This is a genomic window from Streptomyces sp. NPDC057702, assembly GCF_042799315.1.
Lineage (GTDB): Bacteria > Actinomycetota > Actinomycetes > Streptomycetales > Streptomycetaceae > Streptomyces.
In genome coordinates this window covers 110,212-136,370 of record NZ_JBHVJC010000027.1, presented here as the reverse complement: position 1 = coordinate 136,370, position 26,159 = coordinate 110,212, and the positions used below count along the sequence as shown (strand labels likewise).

The window sequence follows — 26,159 nt, the reverse complement described above, 5'->3', positions numbered from 1 at the left end:
GGGGGGCGTGAGACGGTGGTCGTCGAGGTCGGTGGCAAGCGTTTGGAAGTCTCCCTCCCGGCCTCACTCGGATTCGCCACCACCCCCGCGACCGGAAACGGCGCGGCGGGCGGCGGCAGGACCAAGCGGAAGAAGACGAAGAGCGCGGGCGGCGCCGCCACCGGCGACGCGCTCGCCTCCCCGATGCAGGGCACCATCGTCAAGACCGCCGTCGAGGAGGGCCAGCGCGTCGAGGAGGGTGACCTCATCGTCGTCCTGGAGGCGATGAAGATGGAGCAGCCGCTCAACGCCCACCGCGCGGGCGTCGTCCAGGGCCTGGAGGCCGCCGTGGGTGGCTCCGTCTCGGCCGGCGCGGTCATCTGTCAGATCAAGGACGAGCAGCTCGCGAGCGTGTGAGCGACTTCCCCGGGTGCTTTCGCGCGGCGGTGCGGGTGAGCGGGCCGGCGGGCGGCGAGCCGCCGCCCGCCGGGCCCGGCCGACCTGACGCGCGGCCACGGGAGCCGGGCGGGGCCGGGCGCCCGTGCGAGCCTGGGGACGGGCGCGCCCCGGACGGCCGGCGCCCCACGCCACGTGGCCCCGCCGCCGGGCGGGGCGACCACGACGAGACCGGAACCAGCCAGCAGGCGAAAGAGGGAGAGCGACGTGGCACGAGGACCTGTCGTCCGCAAGTCCGCCGAGGCCGTGAGCCCCAGCGGCGAGAAGAGCCTGGGCGGTGTCGACCACGTGGACACGGTGGCCGTGAACGTCGCCCCCGGCACCACACCGGCCGAGTTCGCCAAGGCCATGATGAGCTCACCCCCCACGTGGGTGATCACCCTGATGAGCGTGCGCGACAAGATCGTCAAGCCGTTCGGGCTGCGCGGCGGCGCCGTACGCGAGCCCGGCGAGGTGCGGCCCGGTGCCAGCCTCGGCCCGATGCGGGTCATCGAGGTCTCCGACGCCGAGGTGCTGGCGGGCAAGGACGACAAGCACCTCAGCTACCGCGTCGTCTTCGTCGTCCGCGACGGGGCACACGGTCCCGAGGGCGCGTGCAGCACCGTCGTCCGCTACAACCGCGCCTCGGGCAAGCGGTACTTCACCGTGATCCGCCCCTTCCACAACACGATCATGAGCAGCTTCGCCAAGCGCGGCGGCGCCACGCTGGGGTAGCGCTCCGCGCGCGAGCGGTTCTCGGCGTACGCGGTCGGTGGGCGCCGCCCCCGGTGGGTGCCGCGCCCGGTGGGTGCCGTGCCCGGTGGGCGCCACCCCCGGCGTACGGGCGTGCGGGCGCCCACGCGGCGGGCCCGGCCCCGGACGGAGGCGGCCCGGGACCGGACATGGCGCGATGGAGCCCGGAGCGGGCTCAGCGGTGCGGACGGTCGTGTGGTGGGTTGGGCGTGCATGGGCCTGGGCGCGGGCTGGCGTCCGTGTGGTGGGCGGGTGGGCTGCGCGTGCGGTGGGGCTGGCGTTCGTGTGGTGGGTGGGGGTGGCGTCGTCGTGCTGCGGGTTCGTGCTCGGGGGGTGGGTTGGGCTCGCGTGGGCCTGGGTGCGGGCTCGTGCCCGTGTGGTGGGTGAGTGGGCTGCGTGTGCGGTGGGGCTGGCGCTCGTGTGGTGGGTGGGGTGTGGCCTGTGCGGGGTCGGTTCCGGGGGTGGGTTGGCGGTCACGTGGTGGGTGGGGTCTACGTGTGGTCCTGGCGTGGGCGGTTGGTTTCGCGACGGGCTTTGTGGCCGGCGCCGGTCCGCCGGCTCGTGTGGCGCTGTCCCGGCGCGCGAGAGGCCGTTCTCGCGGGCGGGCCCGGTTCGGGTGAGGGCCGAACCCCGCGTGCTCGCCGGCTCCGTGGCGGCTTGGGGCCCGGGGTGGGCGGCTGGCCCTCGTGGGTGGGTCGGCGCGGCCGGCTCGGGGTCGGGGGCGCGGGCTAGGGTGCTCGCGTGGCGACTCTCTTCCTCACCTGCGGCCTGCCCGGTGCCGGCAAGACGACCCTGGCCAGGCGCCTGGAACGGGAGCGGGCGGCGCTCCGGCTGACCGCTGACACGTGGCTGCACGACCTGCATCCGGGGTTGTCCGGCGACGCGTTGGACACCCTGCGCGAACCCGTGGAACGGGTCCAGTGGAAGGTGGCCGCGCACGTACTCCGGCTCGGCGGGGACGTCGTACTCGACTGGGGCCTGTGGGCCCGCGAGGAACGGGACGACTACCGCTCCCGAGCACGCTCGCTCGGTGCCCGCGTGGTGCTGTGCGTCCTCGACCCGCCGCTGGACGAACTGCGCCGCCGCCTCACCGCCCGCAACGCCGCCCGACCCCCCGCCACCTTCGAGATCACCGAGACCGCTCTCACCGAGGCGCTCCGCCTCTTCGCCCACCCCACCCCCGCCGAACTCGCCCTGTACGACACGGCCGACGAGCCTGGCACGGCCGACACGTAGGACGACGCGGGCGCCTGCGGCGGGCCGACAGGGCGTTCGCGTACGGCGGGCCAGGTTGACCCGACGCCCATGGCGGGCCAGGTTGCCTCGACACCCACGGGGGCCGGCTGGCCCGATTCCACGGTGTGGCTTGACGGAGGTGGCTGGTGCGGCGCGGGCTGGCGGGTGCGGCGGGGCCAGCGCCTGCGGTGGGCCGACGGTGCACTCACTTCCGGCGGCCCAGGCTTGCCCGACGCCCACGGCGGACCAGGTTGCCTCGACACCCACGGTGGGCCCGGCCGGTCCGATTCCGCGGTGTGGCTTGACGGAGGTGGCTGGTTCGACGTGTGTGGTGCGGGCCGGCGGCCACGGCAGAGCAGATGGTGTGGCGTCGACGCTGGGGCTGGCGAGGCCGACGCGTACGGCGGGGGCCCGACGGGGTACGGCTGGTGCGGCGTGTGCGGTGGCGGGCTGGCGCTTACGGCGGGTGCGGCGGGGCCGATGGGGACGGCGAGTTCGACGCGTATGGCTGGTGCGGCGCGTGTGGTGGGGCCGGCGTCTACGGAGAGTGCGGCGGAGCCGTTGGGTGTGGCATTGACGGTGGGGTTGACGGAGCCGACGCGTGTGGCTGGCTCGGCGTGTGGTGGCGGCGCGGGCGTCTGCGGCGAGTCTGGTGGAGCCGATGGGTGTGGCGTCCACGGTGGGTTGGCGGAGCCGACGCGTGTGGCTGGCTCGGCGCGTGGTGGCGAGACGGGCGGGACTGGTGTCTGGAGCGGGGGCGCCCGGTTGGCGGGCTGCCGCAGCTGCGGGGGAGCCGACGCGTACGGCGAGAGCCCGACGGGGTTCGGCTGGTGCGGCCTGTGCGGTGAGGCTGGCGCTTACGGCGGGTGCGGCGGGGCCGATGGGGACGAGTCCGACGCGTATGGCTGCTGCGGCGCGTGTGGCGGGGCCGGCGTCTACGGAGGGTGCGGCGGAGCCGTTGGGTGTGGCGGGGCCGACGCGTGTGGCTGGTCCGGCGTGGGGCGTGGGGCTGCCGTGTGGGTGGGGTTGGTTGGGCTGACGCGCTTCGGCGGGGTGGGCGTTCGCGGTGGGTGTGGCGGAGCCGACGCGGGCGGAGGGTTCGGCGTGTGTGTCGTTGTCGGGTGCCGTCGGTTGGTGTGTGAGCCGCTGGGTGGGTGGCGGGCCGGGGTGCGCCGGTGCGGGCGCGGGCGGCGGTGGACCGTGCGGCAGGTGGGCGGGCGTGCGGCGGAGTCGCGCGCGTGGTGGGGGAGGGGGACGCCGCGGGGCCGGGGCCGCGTGGCGTCGGGTGTGCTCGCGGGCCCCGGCCCCGGCCGGGTGGGGGCCGTCAGGCGGCCCCGCGCTCCGGGGGCGAACCCCGGTGCGGCTGAACGTCGAACTCCGGCGTGGTCAGAGGTCGAACTCCGCCGGGTCGATGCCCACCGCGAAGCACGCCTCGCGGACCACACCCTGCTCCGTCTTGTCGAAGTCGCCGTCCGCGCCGCCGATGACAATGCCGATCTGGAGCACGGCCCGCGCCTCGACCGGCTTCTTCTGCACCTTGCCGATCGTCTGCAACACGCCGACCTTGCCCATCGCGAAGTCCCGGGTCAGCTGGTTGACGTAGTCGTCGAAGCGCCGCTGGAGGTCGTCGGCGGGGAAGTTCTGGAGTACGTCGTTGGAGGCGATCAGCGCCGCCACGCGCTGCCGCTCGGACGGGTCGACGGACCCGTCCGCCGCCGCGACCAGCGCGCACATCGCCATGCTGGCGTCGCGGAACGCCCCACTCTTGAGCTCGGTCTTCTTGGCCTGCAACTGCGTCTGCATCGTCTGGGCGGAGTCCTTCAACCGGTCCCACAGGGCCATGACTGTCTCCTTGCGTGCTACGCGTCGGGGCATGAATCACCCCGAGAACCCCCGAGCGCCCCACGGAAGTTCCCGGCCCCCGATGTGCCCGCCATCACCACGGTCCGCCACACCCGCCACCACACCCGCCGCCCCGCCCCACTCACCCCGACGGAGCCCACCACGACACCCCGCCGTACCCGCGCCTCCGCCCGGCCAGACGACACGCCGCCCCGCGAACCACCCACCCCAGCCCCCACCCCAACCCCCACCCCGACACCCGGCCCGCCTCGTACCCCCGGCTCCGCCGCGCGGTCGCGGCAGCTGGCAACAAGCCTCTGGCCCCTGGCCCACCACCCCCCACCCCGCCGCGCGGCCGGGCACCCGACGACGAGGGCCCGGCCCACCACCCCGGCCCGCTCCTCGGACCCCACCCCGACACCCGACCCGTGGACCCACCCCGCCGCGCGGGCGCGACCTCCGGCAACGAGGAGGCACCCGGCACCGGGCCCGCCCGGCGGCCCCCGCCGCGTAGAAGCGATCGGCGCCGCGCGATCGCGTGGTCCGGCAACGAGGCACCCGACACTCGTCTCGCGGACACCGTCCCGCCTCGCGGCCCCCAGCCCCGTCGCGCGGTCGCCGCACCCGGCAACGCGCACCCACCTCACCACCCCGGCCCCGCCTGGCGAGCCCGGCACCCACCTCACCACCCTGGCTCGCCTCGCGGAACCTGTCTCGACGCTCGACGCTCGACGCTCGACGCCCGACACGCGACACGCGGCAACGGACGCCCGGCCCGCCTGGCGGCCCCGGCCTCCCGCCTCGCGGCTTCCGGACACCGGCCGCGCGAACACCATGTCGCCGCGCCGACACCACCCGCCGTGCGGTCACGGCGTCCGGCGACGAGCACCCTGACACCCGCCCCGTGGTCCCACCCCCCCCCGCGCGGGCGCGACCTCCGGCAACGAGGAGGCACCCGGCACCGGGCCCGCACGGCGGCCCCCGCCGCGAAGACTCACCCCGCCTCACGGACGTGCCCCCCGACAACGAGACACCCGCCCTACCGCCCCGCCCCCGCTTCGCCGAACCACCCCGCCTCGTGGCCCCGCCTCACGGACGCGACCACGCCGCGCGATCGCCACACCCGGCAACGGGTACCCACCACCCCACCCCGTCGCGCGGCCCCCGCACCCGCCGCGTGAACCCCGTCTCGCCGCGCGGTCGGCCACCCGGCAACGGGCATCCCACCCCACCACCCGGCATCGCTTTGCGGAACCCACCCCGCCGCGCGGCCCCCGCACCCGCCGCGTTCGCCTGCCGCGTTCGGCCGGGGAGTTGTTCAGCCCGCGTGAGGGCCCAGCGGGAGCGGCAGGACCCTGCCTTCGAGGAGCGCGCCCAGGCCCTCGACGGCGCACAGGTCGGGCCGTTCGGCGACGTGGGTGTGCATGCCGGTGCCCTGGCCCAGCAGGTCGTCCAGGCCGGTCAGCCGCGCGCTGCCGCCGGCGAGTACGACGCCCCGGTCGGCGAGGTCGGCGACCAGATCGGGCGGGCAGCGTCGGAGTACGCCGCGCATGGCGTCCAGTACGCCGGTGAGCGGCGAGCGCACGATGGCGCGTACGTCGGCGGCGTCCACGTAGACGGACTTGGCCAGCCCCGTGGTCACGTCCCGGCCGTGTACCTCGGCGCCGCCGACGGACGGGTCCGCGCTCCGCAGCACCTCGTGCAGGGGGTGCCCGGACTGGCCGGGCAACAGGAGCTCGTGACGCGTGCGCAGGTGTTCCACGACGGCCCGGTCGATGATGTCGCCGCCCACCGGGATCTTCTCCGCGGCCACGATGGCACCCATGGACAGCACGGCGATGTGCGTGGTGGCCGCGCCACACACGACGATCATCGTGGCCTCGGGCCGCTCCACCGGCAGCCCGCACCCCACGGCGGCGGCGATCAACGTGTCCACCAGCTCCACCCGGCGCGCCCCGAGCCCGGCCAACGTCTCGGCCGCGGCCCGCCGGGCGAGCGGGTCGGCGTCGTGGGAGACACAGATGGCCGCCCGGAGCAGCGGCTTGCGACGCCAGGCGCGGCGCACCTTGTTCCCGACGAAGAACCGCAGCATGCGCTGGGCGATGTCGATGTCCACGACGGTGCCACCGCTGACCGGCCGTACGACGCGGATGTGCCCGGGGGTACGCCCCGTCATCCGCTCGGCGAGGGTGCCGACGGCGATGAGCGAACCGGTACGGGTGTTCACCGCCGCCACGGTCGGCTGGTCGACGATGAGCCCGGCCTCCTTGAGATAGACCCGGGTCCGGGCGGCGCCGAGGTCGACGGCGACCGAACAGCGGCGCAGTTGCTCAAGGCTCAGGCTCACGAGGCACTCCCTTGTCCCACTCGCTCGGGCGGCACCGGAGCCACCGGCCCGGCGGCCCCACGCTCATCGTCCGGGCCCCCGCACCCCGGCGCGCGCTGGACTACGCCGCCCGCATGACCCCCCATCACCCCCCGCCCCGCCCTCCCCCCAACGGCTCCGACCCTTCTCAGGACGCGCCCACCTCCGATGCCCCGCTCCTCCGTGGGCCGCGCCCGCTTCCGAACGCGCCATCCTTCTGCGGGACGCGCCCACTCCCGGTGCTCCGCTCCTCCGTGGGTCGCCCCCGCTTCCGAACGCGTCACCCTTCTGCGGGACGCGCCCACTCCCGGTGCCCTGTTCCTCCGTGGGTCGCCCCCGCTTCCGAACGCGTCACCCCTCTGCGGGACGCACCCACCTCCGGTGCCCCGCCCCTCCGTGGGCCGCACGCACCCGCTTCTGACGCCCCACCTCTCCGTGGGAGGTCACCGCCTCTGACGTTCCGCCCTTGTCGGACCCGTCTCCGACACGCGTGTGCACGGGTGACGGCCTACTGGTGGGGGATGCCGACGAGGTGGTCGCCCACCCCTCGCGTGTGCGCACGGGCGACGGGCTGGAACGCGTTCGCCACGGTCATCCCGAACCCGTTACCCGCGCGCGTGCGCGGGCGACCCGGGTGCGTAGTGCCAGGGCGGTGCGTAGCGGCAGGGCAGCCACGATCGCCGACCAACTGCGCGGGCGACCCCGCCCCGCCCCCCATGCGCGCCCAACGCCCCACCCGCCCACACGAGTCCGGCAGCACCGCACCGACCGGGTGGACGGCCCCCGGGGGGAACGCCGCGCCCACCCGCTCCGCCAGGCCCACCCGCTCAGCCGCCGCCACGCGGCCCCACGGACGCGGGCCGCCCCGCTCCCGTACGCGCCCCCATACCTCTCGCGCGCACACGCGCCCCACACCCTCACCGCACCCGCCACGACCATGGTCCGCCCAGAACTCACCACATCCGACGCCCCGCGCCCACGCGGGGACGGGCCCCGCCCCGCTCACGCGCCTCCGCCGCTGACGCTCCGCCCCTCGCGGGGACGGGCTTCTCTCCGGACACCTGCCACAGCAGTGGCTGGCCGGAACCTCTGTCACTGGTGCCGCGCACCCTCGCGGGGAGGGACTTCGGTCTGGCCGCCTGCTTCCAGTACCGGCGCTCCGGACCTCGCGGGGACGGACTGCGGTCCGGCCACCTGCTCCCAGTACCGGCGCTCCGGACCTCGCGAGGACGGACTCCGACCCAACCACCTGCTCCCGCTACCGGCGCTCTGGACCTCGCGGCGACGGGCGCCACCCCGGCCACCCGCGCAGCGGTGACCCGGCGGGACCTCCGCCACCAACGCCCTGCGCGCTCGTAGAAACGGGCTCCGCCCCGACCGCGTGACCCCGCTGCCGACGCTCGGCGCCCTCACGAGGAGGGGGCTTCCTCTTGGACACCCACCACAGCCGGGGCCCCGCCAGAGCCCCCTCCGTCATCGACGCCCCACCCCTCGTGAGAGCGAGTTCGGCCCAGGCCACCCGCCACAGCCGTGGCCCGCCCAAGACCTCCACCCCCGACACCCCGCGCCCCTGCGGAGAGGGCCCCGGCCACCCGTGTCCGCCCCTGGCGCCCCAGACCTCGCCGACAGGGGCTTCTCGCCGGACGCTCGCCACAACCGTGACCCGCCCAGGGCCTCCGCCACCCACGCCCCGCGCCCTCGCGGAAGCGGGTTCCGCCTCGCACGTCCGCCACAACCGTGACCCGTCCCCGTCCCAGTCCCAGCCGCCAGCGCGCCGCGCCGGGCCTCTCCTGGGACGCCCGTTACGACCGTGGCCGGGCCGGGGCCCCGCTATCCGCGCCTCACGGGGACAGGCTCCACCCAGCCCCAGCCACCAACGCCCCGCCCAGCCCCGCGCCGGAACAGGCTCCGCCCCAGCCTCCCCCACTACCGTGCCCAACCCAGGCCCCTCACCACCGCCCCCCACGAGGTCGCGGGCACAAGCCCCGCCCCAGAACCCACCACCCCGCGCCTGCCACCCCCCGCGCGGTCCGCGCGCCCACCTCCCCCGCGCGTCCCGCGCACCCACCCCCCGCGCGGTCCCCGCGCCTGCGCCGCACACACCCGCCCGCGCGCCTGCGCCGCACACACCCGCCACCCACTCGCCCGCGCACCCACCGCCCCCGCGCACCCACCACCCCCGCGCGCTCCGCGCGTCCCGCGCGACCCGCGTCCCGCGCGACCCGCGCCCCACGCCCCCGCTCACCCCTTCGCATCCGCGTAGCACGTCACCACGGACGGGGTGAGCGGGAACCGTACCGGGGTCGCGCCGAAGGCGATCTCGCCGGCGAGGTCGGCCGCCGTCTGGATCGCCTCGGTGACCTGGGCGGCCTCCTCGGCCGGGCAGTGCACGATCACCTCGTCGTGCTGGAAGAAAACCAACTCGGCCTGGAGTGAGGCTAGTTGACGGCGGAGTGCCGCGAGCATCAGCAGGGCCCAGTCGGCCGCGCTGCCCTGGACGACGAAGTTGCGCGTGAACCGTCCGCGCGCCCGCGCGCTCGCCCCGCTCGGGGGGCCCGCCGACTCGGCGTCCCCCGTCTGCGGCAGCCCCGCCTCCTCCGCCCCGCCCTCGCCGTCCACCGAAGGGCAGGTACGTCCCAGCCAGGTCCGCACCAGGCGGCCCTCCTCGCCGGCGCGGGCCGCCTCGTCCACGTAGCCGACGGCGACGGGGAAGCGGCGGCGCAGGTCGGCCAGGTGCTTGAGGGCGTCGCCCGTGGTCTGCCCGTAGATCGCGCCGAGCAGTGCCAGCTTCGCCTGCGCGCGGTCGCCGGCGAAGGCCCGGTCGGACAGCGCCGCGTACAGGTCCCGGGCGCTGCCCGCGACCTCCATCAGTCCGGGGTCCCGCGAGATGGCGGCCAGCACGCGCGGCTCCATCTGCTCCGCGTCGGCCACCACGAGCCGCCAGCCGGGGTCCGCGATCACCGCGCGGCGCACCACCTTGGGGATCTGGAGCGCGCCCCCGCCGTTGGTGGTCCAGCGCCCGGAGACCGTGCCACCGGGCAGGTACTCGGGCCGAAACCGCCCGTCGCGCACCCAGGACTGGAGCCAGGACCAGCCGTGCGCCGTGTACAGCCGGTAGAGCTTCTTGTACTGGAGCAGCGGTTCCACCGCCGGGTGGTCGATCTCCCGCAGCTCCCACGCGCGCGTGGAGCCGACCCGGACGCCGGCCCGCGCGAACGCCCGGACGATGTCGGCCGGCAGGTCGGGCCGCACCCGGGTGCCGAACGCCCGCGACACCTCGTCCGCCAGCTCCGTCAGCCGCCGTGGCTCAAGCCCGCCCGCGTACCGCTCGCCCAGCAGCTCGGCCAGCACCTCCCGGTGCGTGTCCGCCCGCCAGGGCACCCCGGCCCGCCGCATCTCGGCGGCCACCAGCATGCCGGCCGACTCCGCCGTGACCAGCAGCCGCATCCGCTCCGGCAGCTCGACCGCCGCCGTGCGCGCCACCTGGTCCGCGTAGACCGCCAGCAGCGCTTCCAGCGGGTCGGTGCCCGGCGGCAGTGGCGGCGGGCCCGCCTCGAACAGGGACGGCTGGGTGTCGGCCGTGCGCACCGGCGGGTCCTCCGGCACCGGCAGTCCGCGCAGCCGCGCCCACGCCGCCGCCAGCGACCGGGGCTGGCGCCCCCACTGACCCGCGTACCCGACCAGCAGGGTCTCGGCGACCTCCACGTCGTAACACCGCTCGACGCGCACTCCGGCCGCCAACAGGCGGCCGTACACCTCGGCGGTGGAGCGCCACACCCACCGCGTCACCTCGGGCCGCTCGCGCACCGCCGCCACGATGTCGCGCGCGACGTGGACCGGCCCGCTGGCCCGCCCCGCGTCGTCGAGGGGGCAGAGACGAACACCCCCGTCATCCGCCTCCGCCACCGCCCATCTCATGCCGACGAGTCTCGCAGGGGGGTCCGACAATCCCGTGGCGGGAAACCCGACGCTCCGCCGCGGCGAGCCGATGACCTGGGCGTTCGTGCCCGCTTCGGCGCTGCGGCCGGTCCCGCCCGGCCCCGGAGCGGGCCGGCGGCGTAGGGGCGCGGCGCTCAGCCCCGCCGTCGGTGGGGGGGCGCCGGCCGGGACGACGAGGCCGCCGGACCGCCAAGCCGGTGGACGGTCGGGCCGTCGGGCGTGGCACGGGGCGGGGCGCCGGAGCGGGGGCGCGGCGCCAGGCCGGCGAGCCGAGCGTTGGGGGCGGTGGGCGGCGTGGGACGTTCACCTCGTCGGGCCGTGACCGCGCCGCGCCGGCCGGCCTCCCGTGTCCGCTCCGGTCGCCGGTCGCCGAATACGCGGCGGAGGCCGCCGGGTCGACGTTGCCTCTCGGGCGCGTTCGGTGAACTCCGAGGCCCGGTTCTCTGAATTCGCTCTCGTTTACCCGCGATTCACGTTCCCATGCCGGTGATACGCGTCTCAACGAAGAGCTCCATTCACATGTGCTGTGAATGCGACCGTACTGAGCGTACGCGTCTCCGAGCCCACCGTGCTGGACTTAGCCATTCCGGCCCGAGCCGACCCGCGTGGCAACCCGCGATATCCGGTGACCCGTGAGAACGCGTGGGCCGGTCCTCTCGTACGCGACTCCACCACACGGACTACGCACACCCGTACTAAGCCGTACGGATCACTACCTTCCGCGCCCGTCGACGTACTCTCGCCCCGCTGAATTCGCCCGAACTCTCCCGAAAGGACCGCTCTTTCCCGGGAGTGGATCGGCAGATCCGCACAGAAACCTGAAGCCCAAGCCCAACCGGTCGGACGCGCCTGGCGTCTCGTATATCGACGACGAGAACACCGACCTGCTCCGTAAGTTCATTTCCGAACGTGGCAAGATCCGTGGTCGCCGGGTGACACGTCTCGCCCAGCAGCGGCGGCAGTTGACACGGGCGATCAAGAACGCCCGTGAGATGGCGTTGTCGCCTTACGCCGCGCGGTGATCATTCGGGTACGCCCCGTGCACGTGCATCCGCTCATGCATCAGCAGATGAACGGGACTATGATCCGGGGTAGTTGACGACTGCAATCACCCACGGAGAGTTCTGTGCACCACGCGTATAACGGCATGGCGGCGACGGACCTTCCGGGGGTCGTCTGGCAGAAGAGCAGGCACAGCAATTCGCAAGGTTCCTGCGTGGAATTCGCGAGGCTGGCGGGTGGAAACGTCGCCGTCCGTAATTCCCGCTATCCGGACGGTCCCGTCCTCGTCTACACGCCGGCCGAGATCGAGGCCATGCTGCTGGGCGTCAAGGACGGGGAGTTCGACCACCTGGTGGGTGACTGACCCTTCCGGGCGGATCGCCCCCACGAGACCGACCGGGCCACCGCATGGGGCTGCTGAATGCCCACGGGGCTGGGGAATCCGGGATTCGTCGGCGGTGCGGGCACATGCCCCGCGCCGCCCGACCGGATGGCGCCATTCCCGGCGCGGCGTACGGCGATTCCCCGACGTGGCCGTCGCCGGGATTCCGGCCCCAAAGGCCACGGGTGCCGGCCGCCGGCGCGCCCCCGCACCGGCCCGTCGGCCACCTTTCCGGTCATCCCTCGGCCGGCCGCCACCCGCGCCGCGCGTTCCGCGCCGCCGCCCGTCGGAGCGTGCTGGCCACCCCGGGTGGCGTCGCGCTGGGTCCGGGGCGGGCGTCCGTGGCGCGGTCCGATGGGCCAGGCGTAGGGCGGGACCGGGCGGCTGTCGTCGGGCTGGTGGACGCGCGGGGGCGGCTGGCCTGGTGCGACGAGCAGACGCGGAGCGGCCGGTGTGCCGTGGCCCGGCCCCGCCGGGCGTCTATCCGCGCTGGACGGCCCGGGCGCGGCCCGGCACGGCCCGTGGGGCCCGGAACGGTGGTTCGGCGGCGCGGCGTCGGCCCCGCCCGGTCGGGCGGGCCGGCCAATGAAGCGTCAGGAGGCCGAGGAGGCGTCGGCGTTTGGCCCTCCGCGCCGTGACCCGGCCGTGACCACGCCCCGAGGCCGCTCACTCGTCCGGGTGGCTCGCACCGGGCGTCGCGAGGCTTCCGTAGTCATATGCGCCATCCTCGCGGCCCTCTCGCCGCGCCCCCGGGGTGCGCCGGCCCCGCCCCCCCCCGGCGGCCTCGCGCGCGGCGGGCGACAGGTCGCGTGCGGGCGTGCCGGAGGTGGGGCGAGGGTGCGGGCAGCCGTGCGGACCCCCGGGGCGCGCGTGGCGGGCCGGGTCGGGGCGCGGGGCCTCAGCTCTCGTGACGCGGCAGTTGGAACAGCGCCCAGACGACCTTGCCCCGCAGCGTCCCCGCCAGCGGGTGCCAGCCCCAGCTGTCGCTGAACGACTCGACGAGGTAGAGCCCACGGCCGGACTCGGCCGCCCCGTTCAGCTCGGGGAACAGGGCCGTGTCGCCGGTGACCGGGCTGACCTCGCTCGGGTCGCGGACCGCGCACACCAGCCGTGAGGTCCAGCGCATCAGGTGCAGACGGACGGCCGGTTCGACAACGGCCATGGGGCCGCCCCCGTGACCGGCCCCATGGCCTGCTTCTGGGTAGGACCCGGCCAACTCCCGGTCCTCGCTGGGCAGTGCGTGTCGCAGCGCGTTGGTGACCAGCTCCGACACGACCAGCGCCACGTCGTCGAAGAGCTCGGACAGCTCCCAGCCGTGCAGGGTGGCGCGAGTGAACTCGCGGGCGCCCTTGACGGCGTCGTAGCGGGCTGCCAGGGCGCAGGAGGCGGAATGCGAGAGCGCCGAGGGGTCGATGGGAGGCAGGCCTTGCCATAACGGCTCGACCATGGTCGATCCTCTGGTCCCCATGCGAGGCACTCCTGGCATTCGTGGCCGTGACGACCCTGGCTGGATCTGCAAACAGCGTGCACGTGCGCGAGCTCCAGGATTCCCAAAGACTGGACCAGATGCAAGGGCAGATGCACGTGCACGTGGCCGGTTTGCTCCGAACTGAGCTCGTTAGCTAGGAATTCTTCTCAAGGTCACTTGCGTCCATCTCCTACCTCGGTAATGAGATGCGCACTCAACGGAGCCTAGAAGTGGCAGACTTCGCGGCCGAGGGTCCGTGGGGGCGTGCCCGCGTGGGTACGGAACGTACAGGGAGGGTCACGGAAATGGCCACAAGTGAGTCGAGTGGATCGGTCGTACGCCGCATCCTCCTGGGCTCTCAGCTCCGACGGCTGCGCGAGTCGCGCGGCATCACGCGTGAGGCGGCTGGTTATTCGATCCGTGCTTCCGAGTCCAAGATCAGCCGCATGGAGTTGGGCAGGGTGAGCTTCAAGGCACGTGATATCGAGGACCTGCTCACGCTCTACGGGGTCGCGGACGAGGCGGAACGTTCGGCGCTGCTCGGACTCGCCCGGGAGGCCAATGTGGCGGGTTGGTGGCACAGCTACGGCGACGTACTGCCCGGGTGGTTCCAGACCTACGTCGGACTTGAGGGTGCCGCCTCTCATATTGGCGTCTACGAAGTGCAGTTCATTCACGGACTGCTGCAAACCGAGGGATACGCGCACGCCGTGGTCACGCGCGGTCAGCGGGAGGCGTGTGCGAGTGAGGTGGATCGGCGGGTGGCGCTCCGGTTGGAGCGGCAGAAGCTTCTGGTGTCCGAACGGGCTCCGGAGTTCCACGCCGTACTCGACGAGGCCGCCCTGCACCGTCCCTATGGTGACGCCGCGGTGATGCACGGCCAACTGCGGCATCTCCTCGAGGTATCGGAACAGCCGAACGTCACGCTCCAGGTCATGCCGTTCAGCTTCGGCGGCCACTCGGGCGAGAGCGGCGCCTTTACGATGCTGCGCTTCCCGGAACCCGATCTGCCGGACATCATCTATCTGGAGCAGCTCACCAGCGCGCTCTACCTCGACAAGCGCGAAGAGGTCACCCAATACGAGAGGGCTATGGAGCGGCTGCGGTCGGACAGCCTCTCCCCGGCCAAAACACGGGATTTGCTGAGGGCGCGTCTCCAATTGTCGTGAGCGCTCACTACGATGACGGTCCATCAGGAGACCCCGCCCAGCCCCCGGGTGGCCAGCCGCCTCCCGGCCTTCAGATAAGGGATGGCATGTCCTACTTCTCCGAGTTGGCCTATCAGTACATCGATGGCGAGTGGCGGGTCGGGAGCGGCTCGTGGGACATCGTGGACTTCGATCCGTACAACGGGGAGAAGCTCGCCTCGATCACCATCGCCACGGTGGACGAGATCGACCAGGCGTACCGTGCCGCCGAGCGGGCCCAACGCTCCTGGGCCGAGGTCAACCCGTACGCCAGGCGGCTCGTCTTCGAGCGGGCGCTGCGCATCGTGGAGGAGCGCGAGGCCGAGATCTCCGAGGCGATCACCACGGAGGTCGGCGGGACCCAGTCCAAGGCCGCGTTCGAACTCCAGATCGCGCGGGAGTTCCTGCGCGAGGCCGTGCACCTCGCGCTGCGGCCCGAGGGGCGCATCCTGCCCTCGCCCATCGACGGCAAGGAGAACCGCGTCTACCGGGAGCCGGTGGGCGTCGTCGGTGTCGTCAGCCCCTTCAACTTCCCCTTCCTGCTGTCCATCAAGTCGGTCGCCGCGGCCATCGCGCTGGGCAACGCGGTGGTGCTCAAGCCCCACCAGAACACCCCGGTGTGCGGCGGCGGGCTGGTCGCCAAGGTCTTCGAGGACGCCGGACTGCCGGCCGGGGTGCTCAACGTCGTGGTGACCGACATCGCCGAGATCGGCGACGCGCTCATCGACCACCCGGTGCCCCGGGTGATCTCCTTCACCGGGTCCGACAAGGTCGGGCGCCACGTGGCCACGGTCGCGGCGGCGGGCTTCAAGCGCACGGTGCTGGAACTGGGTGGCGACAGCGCGATGATCGTCCTGGACGACGCGGACATCGACTACGCGGTGGACGCGGCCGTCTTCAGCCGCTTCGCGCACCAGGGCCAGATGTGCATGGCCGCCAACCGGGTACTCGTGGACCGGTCGATAGAGCGCGAGTTCACCGAGAAGTTCGTCGCCAAGGTCAAGACCCTGCGGGTCGGCGACCCGCACGACCCCGAGACCCACATCGGCCCGCTGATCAACGAGGGCCAGGCCGAGGCCATCGGCGGCGTCGTGGAACAGATGGTGGCCGACGGCGCGACCGCCCTGGTGCGCGGGAGCGTGCAGGGCACGATGGTCGGCCCGACCGTGCTCACCGGCGTGGCCGCCGGCTCCGCCGCGTACGGGCAGGAGATCTTCGGCCCCGTGGTGCTGCTGATCCCCTTCGACGGGGAGGAGGAGGCGCTGCGGATCGCCAACGAGACCAGCTACGGGCTCAGCGGCGCCGTGCACACGGGCAACGTCGAGCGTGGCGTACGGCTGGCCCGTCGGGTGCGGACCGGGATGATCCACGTCAACGACGGCACCGTGCACGACGAACCGATCGTCCCGTTCGGCGGCGAGAAGTCCTCCGGTGTGGGACGGCTCAACGGCGACGCGATGGTGGACTGTTTCACCACCACCAAGTGGATCTCGATCCAGCACGGCCGCAGCGCCTTCCCCTTCTGACGCCTCCCCCTTTGACCCCACCTTCCGGGGCTCCGCCCCCCTCTCCCTCGCCTTCCCCACGCGACGCCCCCCGCACCACCACCCCACCTCGCCCCACCCCACCTCGCCCCACCCCACCGACTCCGTGCCCGCCGCCACTCGCGCGGCGGGCCTACCCGCCGGACGGACGCACCGCGTCCGGCGTGGGCGTCCGCCCGGTGCCCCGGCCCCGTCGAGACCTCGGTCCCGTCGGGGCCCGATGCGTTGCCGGGGGCGGCCGGTGGGGCCGCGTCGCGGAGGCCGTTCGGGGGGCGTGTGCGGCCGTCGCGCGATGATCGCGGGCGGGGTGGGCCTCGCGGACAGAAGGTGTCCGCGAGGGTTCGTAACGTGGTCCTCACCGAGGCCGGGGAACGCACCCGGCCCCCGTGGAGAGGCGGAGCCCATGCCCACTTTCGTCGACGCCGAGCCCCGTGGCGACGAGCGCACCGCGCTGCTGAACTACCTCGCCGCGCAGCGTGGTGGCATCCGGCGGGCCCTGCTCGGACTGAGCGAGGAGCAGGCGGCGCGCAAGCCCACCGTGAGCGAGCTGTCGCTGGTCGGCCTGCTCAAGCACGTCACCGAGGTGGAACAGAGCTGGATCATGGGCACGCTCGCCGGGCGGCCGGCGGAGACCGTCCAGCGGACACTGGAGACCCTCCACGAGTCGTTCGAGCCGGTGGGTGAGGAGACGGTGGCGGGCCTGCTCGGATACCAGGAGCGGGTGGCACGGCAGACGGAGGAGTACGTTCGCTCGCTGCCCGACCTGGACGTGGTCGTGACGCTGCCCGAGGCGCCCTGGTACCCCGAGGAGCGGGACCGCTCCGCGCGCTGGATTCTGCTGACCCTGATCCAGGAGGTGGCCCGGCACGCCGGGCACGCGGACATCATCCGCGAGGCGATCGACGGGAAGACGGCGTTCGTGCTGGTGGACGAGGCGGGCGACGGCGCGGTCTGAGTGCGCGCCGCGCCGTTCGACCGCGCCGTCCGCGCGTACGCCACCCGCCCCGCGCGGGCTCGCGCGCTCCGCCCGCACGCGCTCCGCCCGCACGCGCTTCGCCCGCTCACGGGCCCAGCTCCTCGCGCAGTTCCTCGGCCCGGCGCAGGGTGTCGGCCAGGGTCGCCCGCTCGGCGTCGGTGAGGGTGACGGCGGTGGCCCGGCGCAGCCACTCCGCGCCCCGGGCCGGCTCGTCCAGCCGGATCGCCAGGTCCGCGCGGAGCACCAGCGCGCGCACCCACTCCGCGGCGGTCGGGAGCTGCCCCGTCGGGTCCTCGGCCAGCCCCGCCGCGCTCGGACCGGCCGGCTCGCCCGCTCCCGCGCTGGCCGCGTCGGCCCTGCTCAGCGCCTGGTCCAGGACGCGGGCGGCGTGGCGGTGGTCCTCCTTCGCGTCGCCGAGCAGCGTGGCCAGGTGCAGCGCGCGGGCGAAGACCCCGGGCGGGGGCGGGGCGTGTTCCAGGCTCTCGCCGGTCGGCTGACCCACGCGCAGACAGTTGCCGCCGGGGTCGGTGACGAGGAACTGCCGTACGCCGTAGGTGGTGTCCTTCAGCGGCCCGATCCGGGGGAGGCCGCGCGTGGGCACCCGCCCGTACGCCGCCCGCAGGCCGGCGCGGAACGCCGTGTGCAGGTCGTCCACGGCGTCGGTGGAGATCAGGCAGGTGCTGGAGGAGGTCGCCGGGTCGTACCGGCGCGTGCCGAAGAAGTGCAGGGCTATCGCGCCACGTTCCACCACCGCGTACGGGTTGGGGCGGGTCTGCTCGAAGGTGACCTCGAAGCCGAGGGCGCGGTAGAAGGCGAGGGTTTCCGGGATCGAGGGACAGGGGAACACGGGCGTGGTCGTCTCCGTCATGCCGGTGAGCCTCGCAGTGCCGAACCAGCTAGTCAAAGTTGAGTAGCTGTGGGGGTCGGTTTAATCTGGGTGTTGACAGGTGCGGTGGGTGTGTGGCGTCGGGATGGAGTGGCGGGCTGATGTCGGCGATGCGGTTGCTGGTGCTTGGGGCGGTGCGACAGCACGGGCGCGCGCACGGCTACATGGTGCGCAACGACCTGGAGTACTGGGGCGCGCACGAGTGGTCCAACGCCAAACCCGGGTCGATCTACCACGCGCTCAAGCAGATGACCAAGCAGGGCCTCCTGCGCGCCCACGACGTCGCGCCGAGCACGGCCGGCGGCCCCCCGCGTGTCGAGTACGAGCTGACCGACGAGGGTGAGGAGGCGTTCTTCGCCCTGCTCAGGGAGGCGCTGGGGAGCTGGAACCCCAAGATGGACCTGCTGAGCGCGGGTGTCGGGTTCATCGTGGACCTGCCGCGCGAGGAGGCGATCGCCCTGCTGCGGCAGCGGCTGGAGGGGCTTGAGGCCTGGCACCGCTCGGTGACCGAGGTCTACACGCCGGCCGAGGGGCCCGAGTCGCTGGACCACATCGGCGAGATCATGGAGCTCTGGGTGACCAGCGCCGACAGCGGCGCGGTGTGGACCCGCGCGCTGATCGGACGGCTGGAGCGCGGCGCGTACGTCATGGCGGGCGAGGGCGAGCCGTTCAAGGGCGTACTCCCCGAGGGCTTCGAGAACCCGTACGCCACCGGCCCGCACCCGGGCGACGAGGCGGCCGGCGGCCCGCCGGCGCGCGCGTAGCCGCGCGGGTTCCGGCCGGGGTCGGGCGCGGCGCGGGGGTCGGCGCCGCCGGGTCGGGCGCGTCGGGTCGAGGTGGGGTATCGGGCCGGCGAGGCCAGTAATCAAGTTTGACTAACCGCGTGGGCGGGCAGTACCTTCTGCGCTCCTAGTCAAGTTTGACTACCGAGTGGCGGGGTGTGGGCCTCGCTGGCGGCGGCTGGAGGAGAGGGCATTGGCGGACAGCGATCACGCGATCGTCGTCGAGGGACTGGAGAAGAACTACGGGGCGCACCGGGCCCTGGCCGGGCTCGACCTGGTCGTACCGCGCGGCACCGTGCGCGGTGTGCTCGGCCCGAACGGTGCCGGCAAGACCACCTCCGTGCGGGTGCTCGCCACGCTGCTGCGGCACGACGGCGGATCGGCCCGCGTCGCCGGGTTCGACGTGGCGAGCCACCCCGACGAGGTCCGGTACCGCATCGGACTGCTCGGCCAACACGCGGCCGTGGACGAGGAGCTGAGCGGCTTCCAGAACCTGGAGATGTTCGGCCGGCTCTACCACCTGGGGGCCCGTGGGGCCCGGCAGCGGGCCGGTGAGCTGCTGGAACAGTTCGAACTGACCGAGACCGGCACGAAGGCCGTCAAGCGGTACAGCGGCGGCATGCGGCGCCGGCTCGACCTCGCGGCCGGACTCGTCATGCGCCCCCAGGTCCTGTTCCTGGACGAGCCGACCACCGGACTCGACCCGCGCGGTCGGCGCGAGGTGTGGAACGCGGTGCGGTCGCTGGTCGGCGACGGCACGACGGTGCTGCTCACCACCCAGTACCTGGAGGAGGCCGACCAGCTCGCCGACCGCATCACCGTCATCGACCACGGCCGGGCCATCGCCGAGGGCACCGCCGACGAGCTGAAGTCGACCATCGGCGGAGACCGGATCGACGTCGTCCTGCACCGCGCGGACGAGCTGTCGGCCGCCGCGTCCGTCGTCGGTATGGCGGCGCGCGCGGACGGCGTCGAGGTCGACGAGGACGCGCTACGCGTCAGCGCCCCGGTCGCCGACCGCGTCGCGGCGCTGACCGAGACCGTCCGCGCGCTGGCCGCGGCCGGGATCGAGGCCCGCGACATCGCGCTGCGCCGCCCCACGCTGGACGAGGTGTTCCTGCACCTGACGGGCGCGCGCCCGACGGAGGGCGACACCGGGGGCGGGGACGCCGGGGACGGCGCGGCCACGCGCGCGGGCGGCGCGGGTGACCGGGACGAGGGCGTGAGGCGCGGGCGCGACCCGGGGCAGGAGCGGGGCGGACCCGCCCGGCGGAGTGCGGCGACGCGGCGGGACGTGCGGGGCGAACGGGAGGCGGCGAAGTGAGCGCGACGCGGGTGGCGGACCTGTCCGTGGTGGTGCGGCCCGTGGGGCTGGCCGGTCGGTCGCGCTGGGCGCTGACCGACGCGTGGACCATGACCCGGCGCGAGCTGGCCCACTGGGCGCGGCAGCCGGGGCGACTGGTGGTCGGGCTGGTCTTCCCGGTGATGATGCTGGTGATGTTCGCGTACTTCATCGGCGGCGGCATGCGGGTGGCCGGCGGCGGGGACTACAAGGAGTTCCTGTTTCCCGGGATGCTCGCGCTGACCATGGCGTTCGGCATCGAGTCGACGATGGTCTCGGTCGCCACCGACCTCAACAAGGGCGTGCTCGACCGCTTCCGGGCGATGCCGATGAGCCGGTCGGCGGTGCTCGTCGGGCGCAGCGCGGCGGACATGATCGAGTCGCTGGTCAGCGTGTTGGTGCTGCTGGTGGCGGGGCTGGCGATGGGCTGGCGCTGGCACGGCGGGTTCGCCGCGGGCGTCGCGGCGGTCGGGCTGCTGCTCCTGCTGCGCTTCGCGATGCTCTGGGTCGGGATCTACCTGGGCATGGCGGCGGGCAAGCCGGAGCTGGTGCAGGCGGTGCAGATCCTGGTCTGGCCGGTCGGCTTCCTCTCGAACGCGTTCACCTCGGCCGACACGATGCCGGGCTGGCTGGGCGCGATCGCCGAGTGGAACCCGATGTCGGCCACCGCGACCGCTGTCCGTGACCTGTTCGACAACCCCGGCTGGGGCGGCGACTCCTGGCCGGTCGAACACGCGAGCCTGCTGGCCTTGGCCTGGCCGTTGGCGCTGGTCGCGGTCTTCTTCCCGCTGGCGGTGCGGCGCTACCGGCGGCTGGGCGGCTGACGGCGCCCGGGCGGCCGGGCCGCGCGGGGGTGGGGCCCCGGCCCGGGAGCGGGGTCCGCGAGCCGACCGGGTCGGGGTCCCCGGGGCCGGGGCGCCGCGGTGGTCACTCCTCGGCGGCACGCGTAGCGGATGCCGCACACGAGGCGTCGCCACTGAGGTAGCGGCCCGGGGACGTGCCGACGGTTCGTCGGAACGCCGCGAGGAAGGCGCTCGACGTCGCGTATCCCACGGTGTGCGCGACCCGGGAGACAGGCTGACCCTCGGCGAGGAGGGGGAGGGCGGCACGCAGCCGCACATGGGTGCGCCAGCGGTCGAAGCTCATGCCGGTGTCGCGGACGAACAGCCGGGTGAGAGTGCGCCGGCTCACCCCGATGGCCCGGGCGTGCGCCTCAAGACTCCGGGTATCCGCGGGGTCGTCGAGCAGCGCGTCGGCCACGGCGCGTACGCGGTCGTCGGCGGGACTCGGTACGTCGATGGGTGTGGCCGGCAGGGGGCGCAGCAGATCCAGGACGACCGCCTCGGCCCGCAGCCGCGCGTCATCCGGGAGGCTCTCGTGGCTGAGGTAGGCGATCAGATGGGCCAGCAGCCCGTCGACGCCGATCGGTGTGGGTTCCGTCCAGTCCTGATCGCATCTGTCCGGTTCGAAGTAGAGGCTGCACAGCAGCGCGTCGCGTGTCGCGCCGGTCCGGTGGACCGTCCCGGCGGGCAGCCACAACGCCCGTGTGCGGGGCAGGACCCAGTAGGCATCGTCGACGGCGACGCCGAGCACTCCGCGCCGCGCTCGGCGCCGTCCTCATCGCCACCTCGCTCGGGAAGAGCCACCGCCCGCAGGATGCGCTCGACGCTGGACAGCCCCGACCGACCCCGGGCGCCGAACGTAGCCGTCACCTCGGTCGGCCCTGCCGCCAGGCGCCTGCCCCACCGGGTGGCTGCCGGGTGTCCGCCGGCGTACGAGGCGTCGGAACAGCGGCCGCGGCGAGGTGCGGACGGCTGCCCGTGTCGGGATGCACCCCATCGCGGGGGCGCGCGTGAGATCCGGAACGGCGGGGTCGGCCCGCGCCGGCGGGCCGGCGGGCCGGAGCGAGGAGCCCGGCCCGTCCCGGCCTTCCGAGGACGCCCTGGAGTATCAGGAGGTTCACGTACACCGGGGCGGACTGGAGGGTGCGTGGGGGATGGGCTACGCCGCGAGGCCCCGCTTGATGGCCCGGGCGAAGCGGACGACGCGTTCGGCCTGGACGCGGGCGGCGGTGCGCGCGTTGTCGTCGATGGGGGTGTCCGGGCCGCCGACGTGGGAGGTGCCGTACGGGTTGCCGTCCACGAACTTCGACGGGTCGGTGTAGCCGGGGGCGACCAGGATGCCGCCGAAGTGGTGGATGGTGTGGTAGAGCGCGAGCAGCGTGGACTCCTGGCCGCCGTGGGTGGTGGCCGAGGCCGTGAAGCCGCTGTAGACCTTGTCGGCCAGCTTGCCCTGCTGCCACAGCCCGCCGAGCGTGTCGATGAACTGCTTGAGCTGCGAGGTGACGTTCCCGTACCGGGTGGGCGAACCGAAGATCACCGCGTCCGCCCAGACCACGTCGTCGCCGGTGGCCTCCAGGACGTCGGCGGTCGCGTCGGCGTTCGCGGCCCACGCGGGGTTGGACTCGATCGCGGCCCGTGGGGCCAGCTCGGCCGCCTTGCGTAGCCGCACCTCGGCGCCGGCCCGCTCGGCGCTGTCGGCGATCTCCTGGGCGAGTGCGTGGACCGTGCCGGTCGACGAGTAGTAGATGACGGCGACGTTCACGGATACCGGTGTGCTCATGGCGCGATGCTCCCTCGGTCTGCGCTCCCTTACCGCGAATAGACATTACGGGCATAGCGCCGCCGAGGCCCGCTCTTGCGCGCGCCGAGCGGCAGTCGGGCGAAGCGGGCGGCTCCCACCGGGCCGGACCCGCCCCCGACACCCACCCGGGTCGGCCGGGTCGGCGACCGGGTCGGTCCCGCTCTCACCCCGCCAGCCGCGCGCGCCACGGGTGGTCGGGGCGGGTGAGCCCGACGGCCCAGCTCAGCCAGGCCCGCTGGGGCGGGGCGAGGCACGGCAGTACGGCCGTGAAGTCCCGCTCGTCCTTGGCCCGTGGCGCGGCGGCCTTGTAGTAGAGCTGCACCTCGGGGGCGAGGTAGGGGACGCCGTCGGGGGAGCGGCGGCCGATCCGCGCCAGCGGCAGCCGCACCCTGGCGTCGCGCCGGGAGACCCACCACCGGCCCGCCGTCTCGTCCAGCATGACCTGGATACGCCAGGGCTCGGCCGGCCCCGGCCGGCACCAGATGTCGTGGACGCCCGCCGGCAGCACCTCGCCCGGCGCCCAGCGGCGCAGCGTGCCCGGCGGGTCGGCGGCCCACCACTCCCAGCCCGGCAGCGCGCGCTGCGCCGCGAGCTGGTCGCGGCGCGGCAACAGCACGTCGACGTCGGCGTGTTCGCGCAGCGCCCGGCCGGCCGCCAGCTCGATGGCGTACCCGCCGGCGATCCACCACGGCGTCGGCGTACCGGCGAACCGGCGCGCGACCCGCGCCGGCGACTCCGGCTCCCACGGGCCCCACGGGGTCTCGGTGCGCACCATGGGCCCATCCTCGCCCGCGTCCGGCCCGCGCGGGCGTGCGCCCCCCGGTCGCCGGGGCCGGTGCCGTCGGGCTCGCCCCGGGGTGGCGCGGTCCGGCGCGCACCCCGGCGCGGCCTATCGTGGGGGCATGGCCGACGCTGAGCTGATCCGTATCGTCTCCCGCTCCTCGCCCATGGCGCTCGCCCAAGTCGAGCGCGTACGCGCCGAGTTGAGCGTGCTGCGACCCGGTGTGCGGACCGAGGTGGTGCCGGTGACGACCTCGGGCGACCGGTGGCTGGGCGACCTGGCCAAGCTCGGCGGCAAGGGCGCGTTCACCAAGGAGGTGGACGCGGCGCTGCTGGCGGGCGAGGCCGACCTGGCGGTGCACTGCGTCAAGGACGTACCGGCCGACCGGCCGCTGCCCGCGGGCACCGTCTTCGCCGCCTACCTGCGGCGCGACGACATCCGTGACGCGCTCGTCCACCCCGCCGGGCTGACCCTGGACGAGCTGCCGGCCGGCGCCCGGATCGGCACCTCCTCGGTACGCCGGGTCGCCCAACTCGCCCTCACCCACCCGCACCTGACCTGCGTTCCGATGCGCGGCAACGCCAACCGGCGGCTGGAGAAGCTGGCCGCCGGCGAGGCGGACGCGCTGCTGCTGGCCGTCTCCGGCCTGGAGCGCATCGGGCGCCCGGACCTGATCACCGAGGTCCTGTCGGTCGAGACGATGTGCCCGCCGATCGGCGCCGGTGTGCTCGGCCTCCAGTGCCGGGAGGACGACACGGCGACCATCGAGGCCGTGACCGGCCTCGGCGACGCCGACACCTGGCGCGAGACCACCGCCGAGCGGATGCTCCTGCACGTCCTCCAGGGCCACTGCAACTCCCCGATCGCCGGCTACGCCAGGGCCGAGCGCGACGGGCGGCTCTCGCTGCGCGCCCGGGTCTTCACCCCCGACGGCAAGACCGTGCTGGACGCCCACGAGTGGGCCGGCCCGCTCGACCCCGCCACGCTGGGCACCTCGGTGGCCGTCGCGCTGCTGCGCCAGGGCGCGCGCGAACTGATCGACTCGATCCCGCACTGAGGCGGCTCGCGCCGCCGGGGTCGTACGGGGGCCGGGGCTGTACCCCCGCGTGGGTGGGTGGTGGAGCCGGTTACCGCGCGGCGGGCCCGATGTCCTCGGCCGGGGTGACCAGCCACCTGTGCCGCTCGGGGGCGGCGTCCAGCCCAGGTCGGTCACGGCCGAACCGCCGGGCGCGGCGGCGACGTCGTCGCGTGCTGTCTTTGACCATCGGCCCGAGGCTGTCCCGCTCTCTTTCCGCGCGACACTCGGTCGTGGGGTGTGCGCGGGGTGTGCGCGGCTTCGTTCGGCATGGCGCGACCTCCGGTGTGGTCAGTGACGGCCTGGTCACTGACCACAGGGAGGGGGAGGTTCGCGTTCTCCATGGTCATTCGTCGGGTTGGGGCGTGGAAGGGGTATCGCCGCACTACAGCGGCGTCCCGATGGCATCGGCCAGGCGTCGCATGTCCGGCGTCAGTGTCCTTCGCCTGCGCATGGCCCTGGTCGCGATGTCCCGCGCGTACCGCTGCTGTGGAAGCCACTCGGGCGACGCCTCCTGGATGCCGTACAGCACCTCCATGGCCTGTCCGTACTGACGCGTGCGCGCGTGCGCGTCGGCCACGTCCAGCAGATGACGGTTGCGGTTGTTGCTGGTGGGGCGTAGGCCCCCGGAGGGAATCCTGCTGGCGAGGCTGAGCACCACGTCGGGCTTGCCGGCGACCGCCGCGTTCTCGGCACGCTTCAAGGCCACCGTGACGGGGCCGAAGGTGCGCAGAAAGTCGGCGCGGGGGGCGTGCTCGCGCCCCAGCGCGGCCGCCGCCGCGTGGGCCACGCGCAGGGCGTCCGCCGCCTCCACGGCCTCCGCGTCGGCCCGTTGACGCGGAGACCGGCCGGTGGTCGACGGCATGGAACGGCGCCGATCGAGCACGGCCGCGCGGGCACGCCCTGACGGGTCCACCTCGTCAGGGTCGATGGCCACCGTTGACGTACTCCCTGAACGGAACGGATTCCGCGAGGGCGATCCGCTGGTACTCGATGTACGGCGCCGGGTCGCCGTCGTACAGTTCCCGGCTGATCTGGGTGCCGTCCTGCGCGTAGTGCATGAGGACGACGTCCGACCGGTCGAAGAGCCAGAAGTCCCCCACCCCCTCCAGGGGGTGGGGTCGGTCGGTCACGTCGAGGACGCGGATGTCGTCTCCGGCCCGGGAGCGAACGTCGTAGTACGTGAACTCGAAGCGGAGATAGTCCGTGAGCGGCTGCCTGACGATGTGGACGCGGCCCTTGGACTTCCCCTCGGCTCTGATCCTTCTCAGGCCCTCCGTGTAACCGGAGGAGTAGTTCTCGGGGTCAAGCCGCTCCCCGGCCAGGAAGTCCCGAATGTCCCCGTCCTCGCTGGGCACTCTGTAGACGGGGAGGGTTTCTGGCCGCCACGCCTCACGCTTGAAGTCCCGAATCCTGGTCGTCCAGGTGCGCCATCCAAGAGCGCGGAACGCCTCCCTCGACGTCTCCTCGGGATCTCGACGAGTCCTTCCCCGGCCGGTGCGACGAACCCCCTGATGTGGGCCCCTCGTGGGCCGGTCGACC

The 26,159-nt window shown here is 74.1% G+C and carries 20 protein-coding genes and 2 pseudogenes; 12 read left to right on the top strand and 10 right to left on the bottom strand.

Annotated features, from left to right (window positions below; genetic code table 11):
* From ACFVFR_RS21685 to ACFVFR_RS21675, 3 genes are all read left to right on the top strand, one after another.
* Window positions 1–396, top strand: a 396-nt coding sequence (locus ACFVFR_RS21685; RefSeq protein WP_383704136.1) for an acetyl-CoA carboxylase biotin carboxyl carrier protein subunit, incomplete at its 5' end; no start/stop codon positions are given.
* Window positions 397–642: 246 nt separating this feature from the next.
* A complete protein-coding gene (locus ACFVFR_RS21680; RefSeq protein ID WP_383704134.1) occupies window positions 643–1,149 on the top strand; it encodes a DUF2867 domain-containing protein in 507 nt (168 codons plus the stop codon).
* 759 nt (window positions 1,150–1,908) lie between these two features.
* Window positions 1,909–2,403: an AAA family ATPase gene (locus tag ACFVFR_RS21675; protein WP_383704132.1), complete on the top strand. Its 495-nt coding sequence runs from the start codon at window positions 1,909–1,911 to the stop codon at window positions 2,401–2,403.
* A gap of 1,386 nt (window positions 2,404–3,789) precedes the next feature.
* On the opposite strand, the gene ACFVFR_RS21670 is transcribed toward ACFVFR_RS21675, so the two are convergent.
* The 3 genes from ACFVFR_RS21670 to ACFVFR_RS21660 all read right to left on the bottom strand — a co-directional run bounded on the left by ACFVFR_RS21670 (window position 3,790) and on the right by ACFVFR_RS21660 (window position 10,528).
* Window positions 3,790–4,245, bottom strand: coding sequence for a tellurite resistance TerB family protein (locus ACFVFR_RS21670; protein ID WP_383704130.1), 456 nt, complete (start codon window positions 4,243–4,245; stop codon window positions 3,790–3,792).
* Between the two features lie 1,318 nt (window positions 4,246–5,563).
* Window positions 5,564–6,592 (bottom strand): rod shape-determining protein, encoded by a 1,029-nt coding sequence (locus ACFVFR_RS21665; RefSeq protein WP_383704128.1) that lies wholly within the window; start codon window positions 6,590–6,592, stop codon window positions 5,564–5,566.
* 2,259 nt (window positions 6,593–8,851) lie between these two features.
* Window positions 8,852–10,528: a bifunctional 3'-5' exonuclease/DNA polymerase gene (locus ACFVFR_RS21660; protein ID WP_383704125.1), complete on the bottom strand. Its 1,677-nt coding sequence runs from the start codon at window positions 10,526–10,528 to the stop codon at window positions 8,852–8,854.
* Window positions 10,529–11,367: 839 nt separating this feature from the next.
* Here ACFVFR_RS21660 and rpsR point away from each other — a divergent pair.
* Entirely contained in the window at window positions 11,368–11,571 is a 204-nt protein-coding gene (rpsR, locus tag ACFVFR_RS21655) for a 30S ribosomal protein S18 (protein ID WP_383704153.1), read from the top strand.
* 104 nt (window positions 11,572–11,675) lie between these two features.
* Window positions 11,676–11,915, top strand: a complete 240-nt coding sequence (locus tag ACFVFR_RS21650; protein WP_383704123.1) for a DUF397 domain-containing protein — start codon at window positions 11,676–11,678, stop codon at window positions 11,913–11,915.
* A gap of 916 nt (window positions 11,916–12,831) precedes the next feature.
* Here the strand turns inward: ACFVFR_RS21650 and ACFVFR_RS21645 are convergent.
* On the bottom strand, window positions 12,832–13,401 hold the full coding sequence (locus ACFVFR_RS21645; protein ID WP_383704121.1) for an ATP-binding protein: 570 nt from the start codon (window positions 13,399–13,401) through the stop codon (window positions 12,832–12,834).
* Between the two features lie 305 nt (window positions 13,402–13,706).
* Here ACFVFR_RS21645 and ACFVFR_RS21640 point away from each other — a divergent pair, with 305 nt between their 5' ends.
* From ACFVFR_RS21640 to ACFVFR_RS21630, 3 genes are all read left to right on the top strand, one after another.
* The gene (locus ACFVFR_RS21640) at window positions 13,707–14,570 is read left to right on the top strand and encodes a helix-turn-helix domain-containing protein (RefSeq protein WP_383704119.1); all 864 of its coding nucleotides are present in this window, start codon (window positions 13,707–13,709) and stop codon (window positions 14,568–14,570) included.
* Between the two features lie 86 nt (window positions 14,571–14,656).
* The gene (locus tag ACFVFR_RS21635) at window positions 14,657–16,114 is read left to right on the top strand and encodes an aldehyde dehydrogenase family protein (protein WP_383704117.1); all 1,458 of its coding nucleotides are present in this window, start codon (window positions 14,657–14,659) and stop codon (window positions 16,112–16,114) included.
* A 421-nt stretch (window positions 16,115–16,535) separates the two neighbouring features.
* The gene (locus ACFVFR_RS21630) at window positions 16,536–17,087 is read left to right on the top strand and encodes a DinB family protein (RefSeq protein ID WP_383704115.1); all 552 of its coding nucleotides are present in this window, start codon (window positions 16,536–16,538) and stop codon (window positions 17,085–17,087) included.
* A 106-nt stretch (window positions 17,088–17,193) separates the two neighbouring features.
* On the opposite strand, the gene ACFVFR_RS21625 is transcribed toward ACFVFR_RS21630, so the two are convergent.
* Window positions 17,194–17,976: a bleomycin resistance protein gene (locus ACFVFR_RS21625; RefSeq protein ID WP_383704113.1), complete on the bottom strand. Its 783-nt coding sequence runs from the start codon at window positions 17,974–17,976 to the stop codon at window positions 17,194–17,196.
* 119 nt (window positions 17,977–18,095) lie between these two features.
* Between ACFVFR_RS21625 and ACFVFR_RS21620 the strand changes: the two genes are divergently transcribed.
* The 3 genes from ACFVFR_RS21620 (at window position 18,096) to ACFVFR_RS21610 (ending at window position 20,942) form a co-directional block, all read left to right on the top strand.
* The gene (locus ACFVFR_RS21620; RefSeq protein ID WP_383704110.1) at window positions 18,096–18,758 is read left to right on the top strand and encodes a PadR family transcriptional regulator; all 663 of its coding nucleotides are present in this window, start codon (window positions 18,096–18,098) and stop codon (window positions 18,756–18,758) included.
* A gap of 211 nt (window positions 18,759–18,969) precedes the next feature.
* Complete coding sequence (locus ACFVFR_RS21615) at window positions 18,970–20,100, top strand: ATP-binding cassette domain-containing protein (protein ID WP_383704108.1); 1,131 nt, start codon at window positions 18,970–18,972, stop codon at window positions 20,098–20,100.
* An 89-nt stretch (window positions 20,101–20,189) separates the two neighbouring features.
* On the top strand, window positions 20,190–20,942 hold the full coding sequence (locus tag ACFVFR_RS21610) for an ABC transporter permease (RefSeq protein ID WP_383704151.1): 753 nt from the start codon (window positions 20,190–20,192) through the stop codon (window positions 20,940–20,942).
* Window positions 20,943–21,045: 103 nt separating this feature from the next.
* Here the strand turns inward: ACFVFR_RS21610 and ACFVFR_RS21605 are convergent.
* The 3 genes and pseudogenes from ACFVFR_RS21605 to ACFVFR_RS21595 form a co-directional block, all read right to left on the bottom strand.
* A pseudogene (locus tag ACFVFR_RS21605) lies at window positions 21,046–21,723 on the bottom strand (AraC family transcriptional regulator); the annotation flags it as partial.
* Between the two features lie 396 nt (window positions 21,724–22,119).
* The gene (gene wrbA / locus ACFVFR_RS21600) at window positions 22,120–22,740 is read right to left on the bottom strand and encodes an NAD(P)H:quinone oxidoreductase (protein ID WP_383704106.1); all 621 of its coding nucleotides are present in this window, start codon (window positions 22,738–22,740) and stop codon (window positions 22,120–22,122) included.
* A 184-nt stretch (window positions 22,741–22,924) separates the two neighbouring features.
* Window positions 22,925–23,536 carry a nucleotidyltransferase domain-containing protein gene (locus ACFVFR_RS21595; RefSeq protein ID WP_383704103.1) on the bottom strand — a complete coding sequence of 204 codons (612 nt, stop codon included), beginning with the start codon at window positions 23,534–23,536 and terminating at the stop codon, window positions 22,925–22,927.
* Between the two features lie 127 nt (window positions 23,537–23,663).
* Here ACFVFR_RS21595 and hemC point away from each other — a divergent pair, with 127 nt between their 5' ends.
* A complete protein-coding gene (gene hemC / locus ACFVFR_RS21590) occupies window positions 23,664–24,599 on the top strand; it encodes a hydroxymethylbilane synthase (protein ID WP_383704101.1) in 936 nt (311 codons plus the stop codon).
* Between the two features lie 403 nt (window positions 24,600–25,002).
* On the opposite strand, the gene ACFVFR_RS21585 is transcribed toward hemC, so the two are convergent.
* Window positions 25,003–25,554 carry a hypothetical protein gene (locus ACFVFR_RS21585; RefSeq protein WP_383704099.1) on the bottom strand — a complete coding sequence of 184 codons (552 nt, stop codon included), beginning with the start codon at window positions 25,552–25,554 and terminating at the stop codon, window positions 25,003–25,005.
* A pseudogene (locus ACFVFR_RS21580) lies at window positions 25,538–26,032 on the bottom strand (DUF6879 family protein); the annotation flags it as partial. The gene ACFVFR_RS21585 and the pseudogene ACFVFR_RS21580, both read right to left, overlap by 17 nt.
* Window positions 26,033–26,159: the final 127 nt, after the last annotated feature.

Coding starts and splice junctions, on each gene's coding strand:
- hemC (WP_383704101.1), top strand. CDS start 23,664: ATGGCCGACGCTGAGCTGATCCGTATCGTCTCCCGCTCCTCGCCCATG.
- ACFVFR_RS21620 (WP_383704110.1), top strand. CDS start 18,096: ATGTCGGCGATGCGGTTGCTGGTGCTTGGGGCGGTGCGACAGCACGGG.
- wrbA (WP_383704106.1), bottom strand. CDS start 22,740: ATGAGCACACCGGTATCCGTGAACGTCGCCGTCATCTACTACTCGTCG.
- ACFVFR_RS21595 (WP_383704103.1), bottom strand. CDS start 23,536: ATGGTGCGCACCGAGACCCCGTGGGGCCCGTGGGAGCCGGAGTCGCCG.
- ACFVFR_RS21645 (WP_383704121.1), bottom strand. CDS start 13,401: ATGGGGACCAGAGGATCGACCATGGTCGAGCCGTTATGGCAAGGCCTG.
- ACFVFR_RS21610 (WP_383704151.1), top strand. CDS start 20,190: ATGACCCGGCGCGAGCTGGCCCACTGGGCGCGGCAGCCGGGGCGACTG.
- ACFVFR_RS21635 (WP_383704117.1), top strand. CDS start 14,657: ATGTCCTACTTCTCCGAGTTGGCCTATCAGTACATCGATGGCGAGTGG.
- ACFVFR_RS21670 (WP_383704130.1), bottom strand. CDS start 4,245: ATGGCCCTGTGGGACCGGTTGAAGGACTCCGCCCAGACGATGCAGACG.
- ACFVFR_RS21660 (WP_383704125.1), bottom strand. CDS start 10,528: ATGAGATGGGCGGTGGCGGAGGCGGATGACGGGGGTGTTCGTCTCTGC.
- ACFVFR_RS21640 (WP_383704119.1), top strand. CDS start 13,707: ATGGCCACAAGTGAGTCGAGTGGATCGGTCGTACGCCGCATCCTCCTG.
- ACFVFR_RS21630 (WP_383704115.1), top strand. CDS start 16,536: ATGCCCACTTTCGTCGACGCCGAGCCCCGTGGCGACGAGCGCACCGCG.
- ACFVFR_RS21625 (WP_383704113.1), bottom strand. CDS start 17,976: ATGACGGAGACGACCACGCCCGTGTTCCCCTGTCCCTCGATCCCGGAA.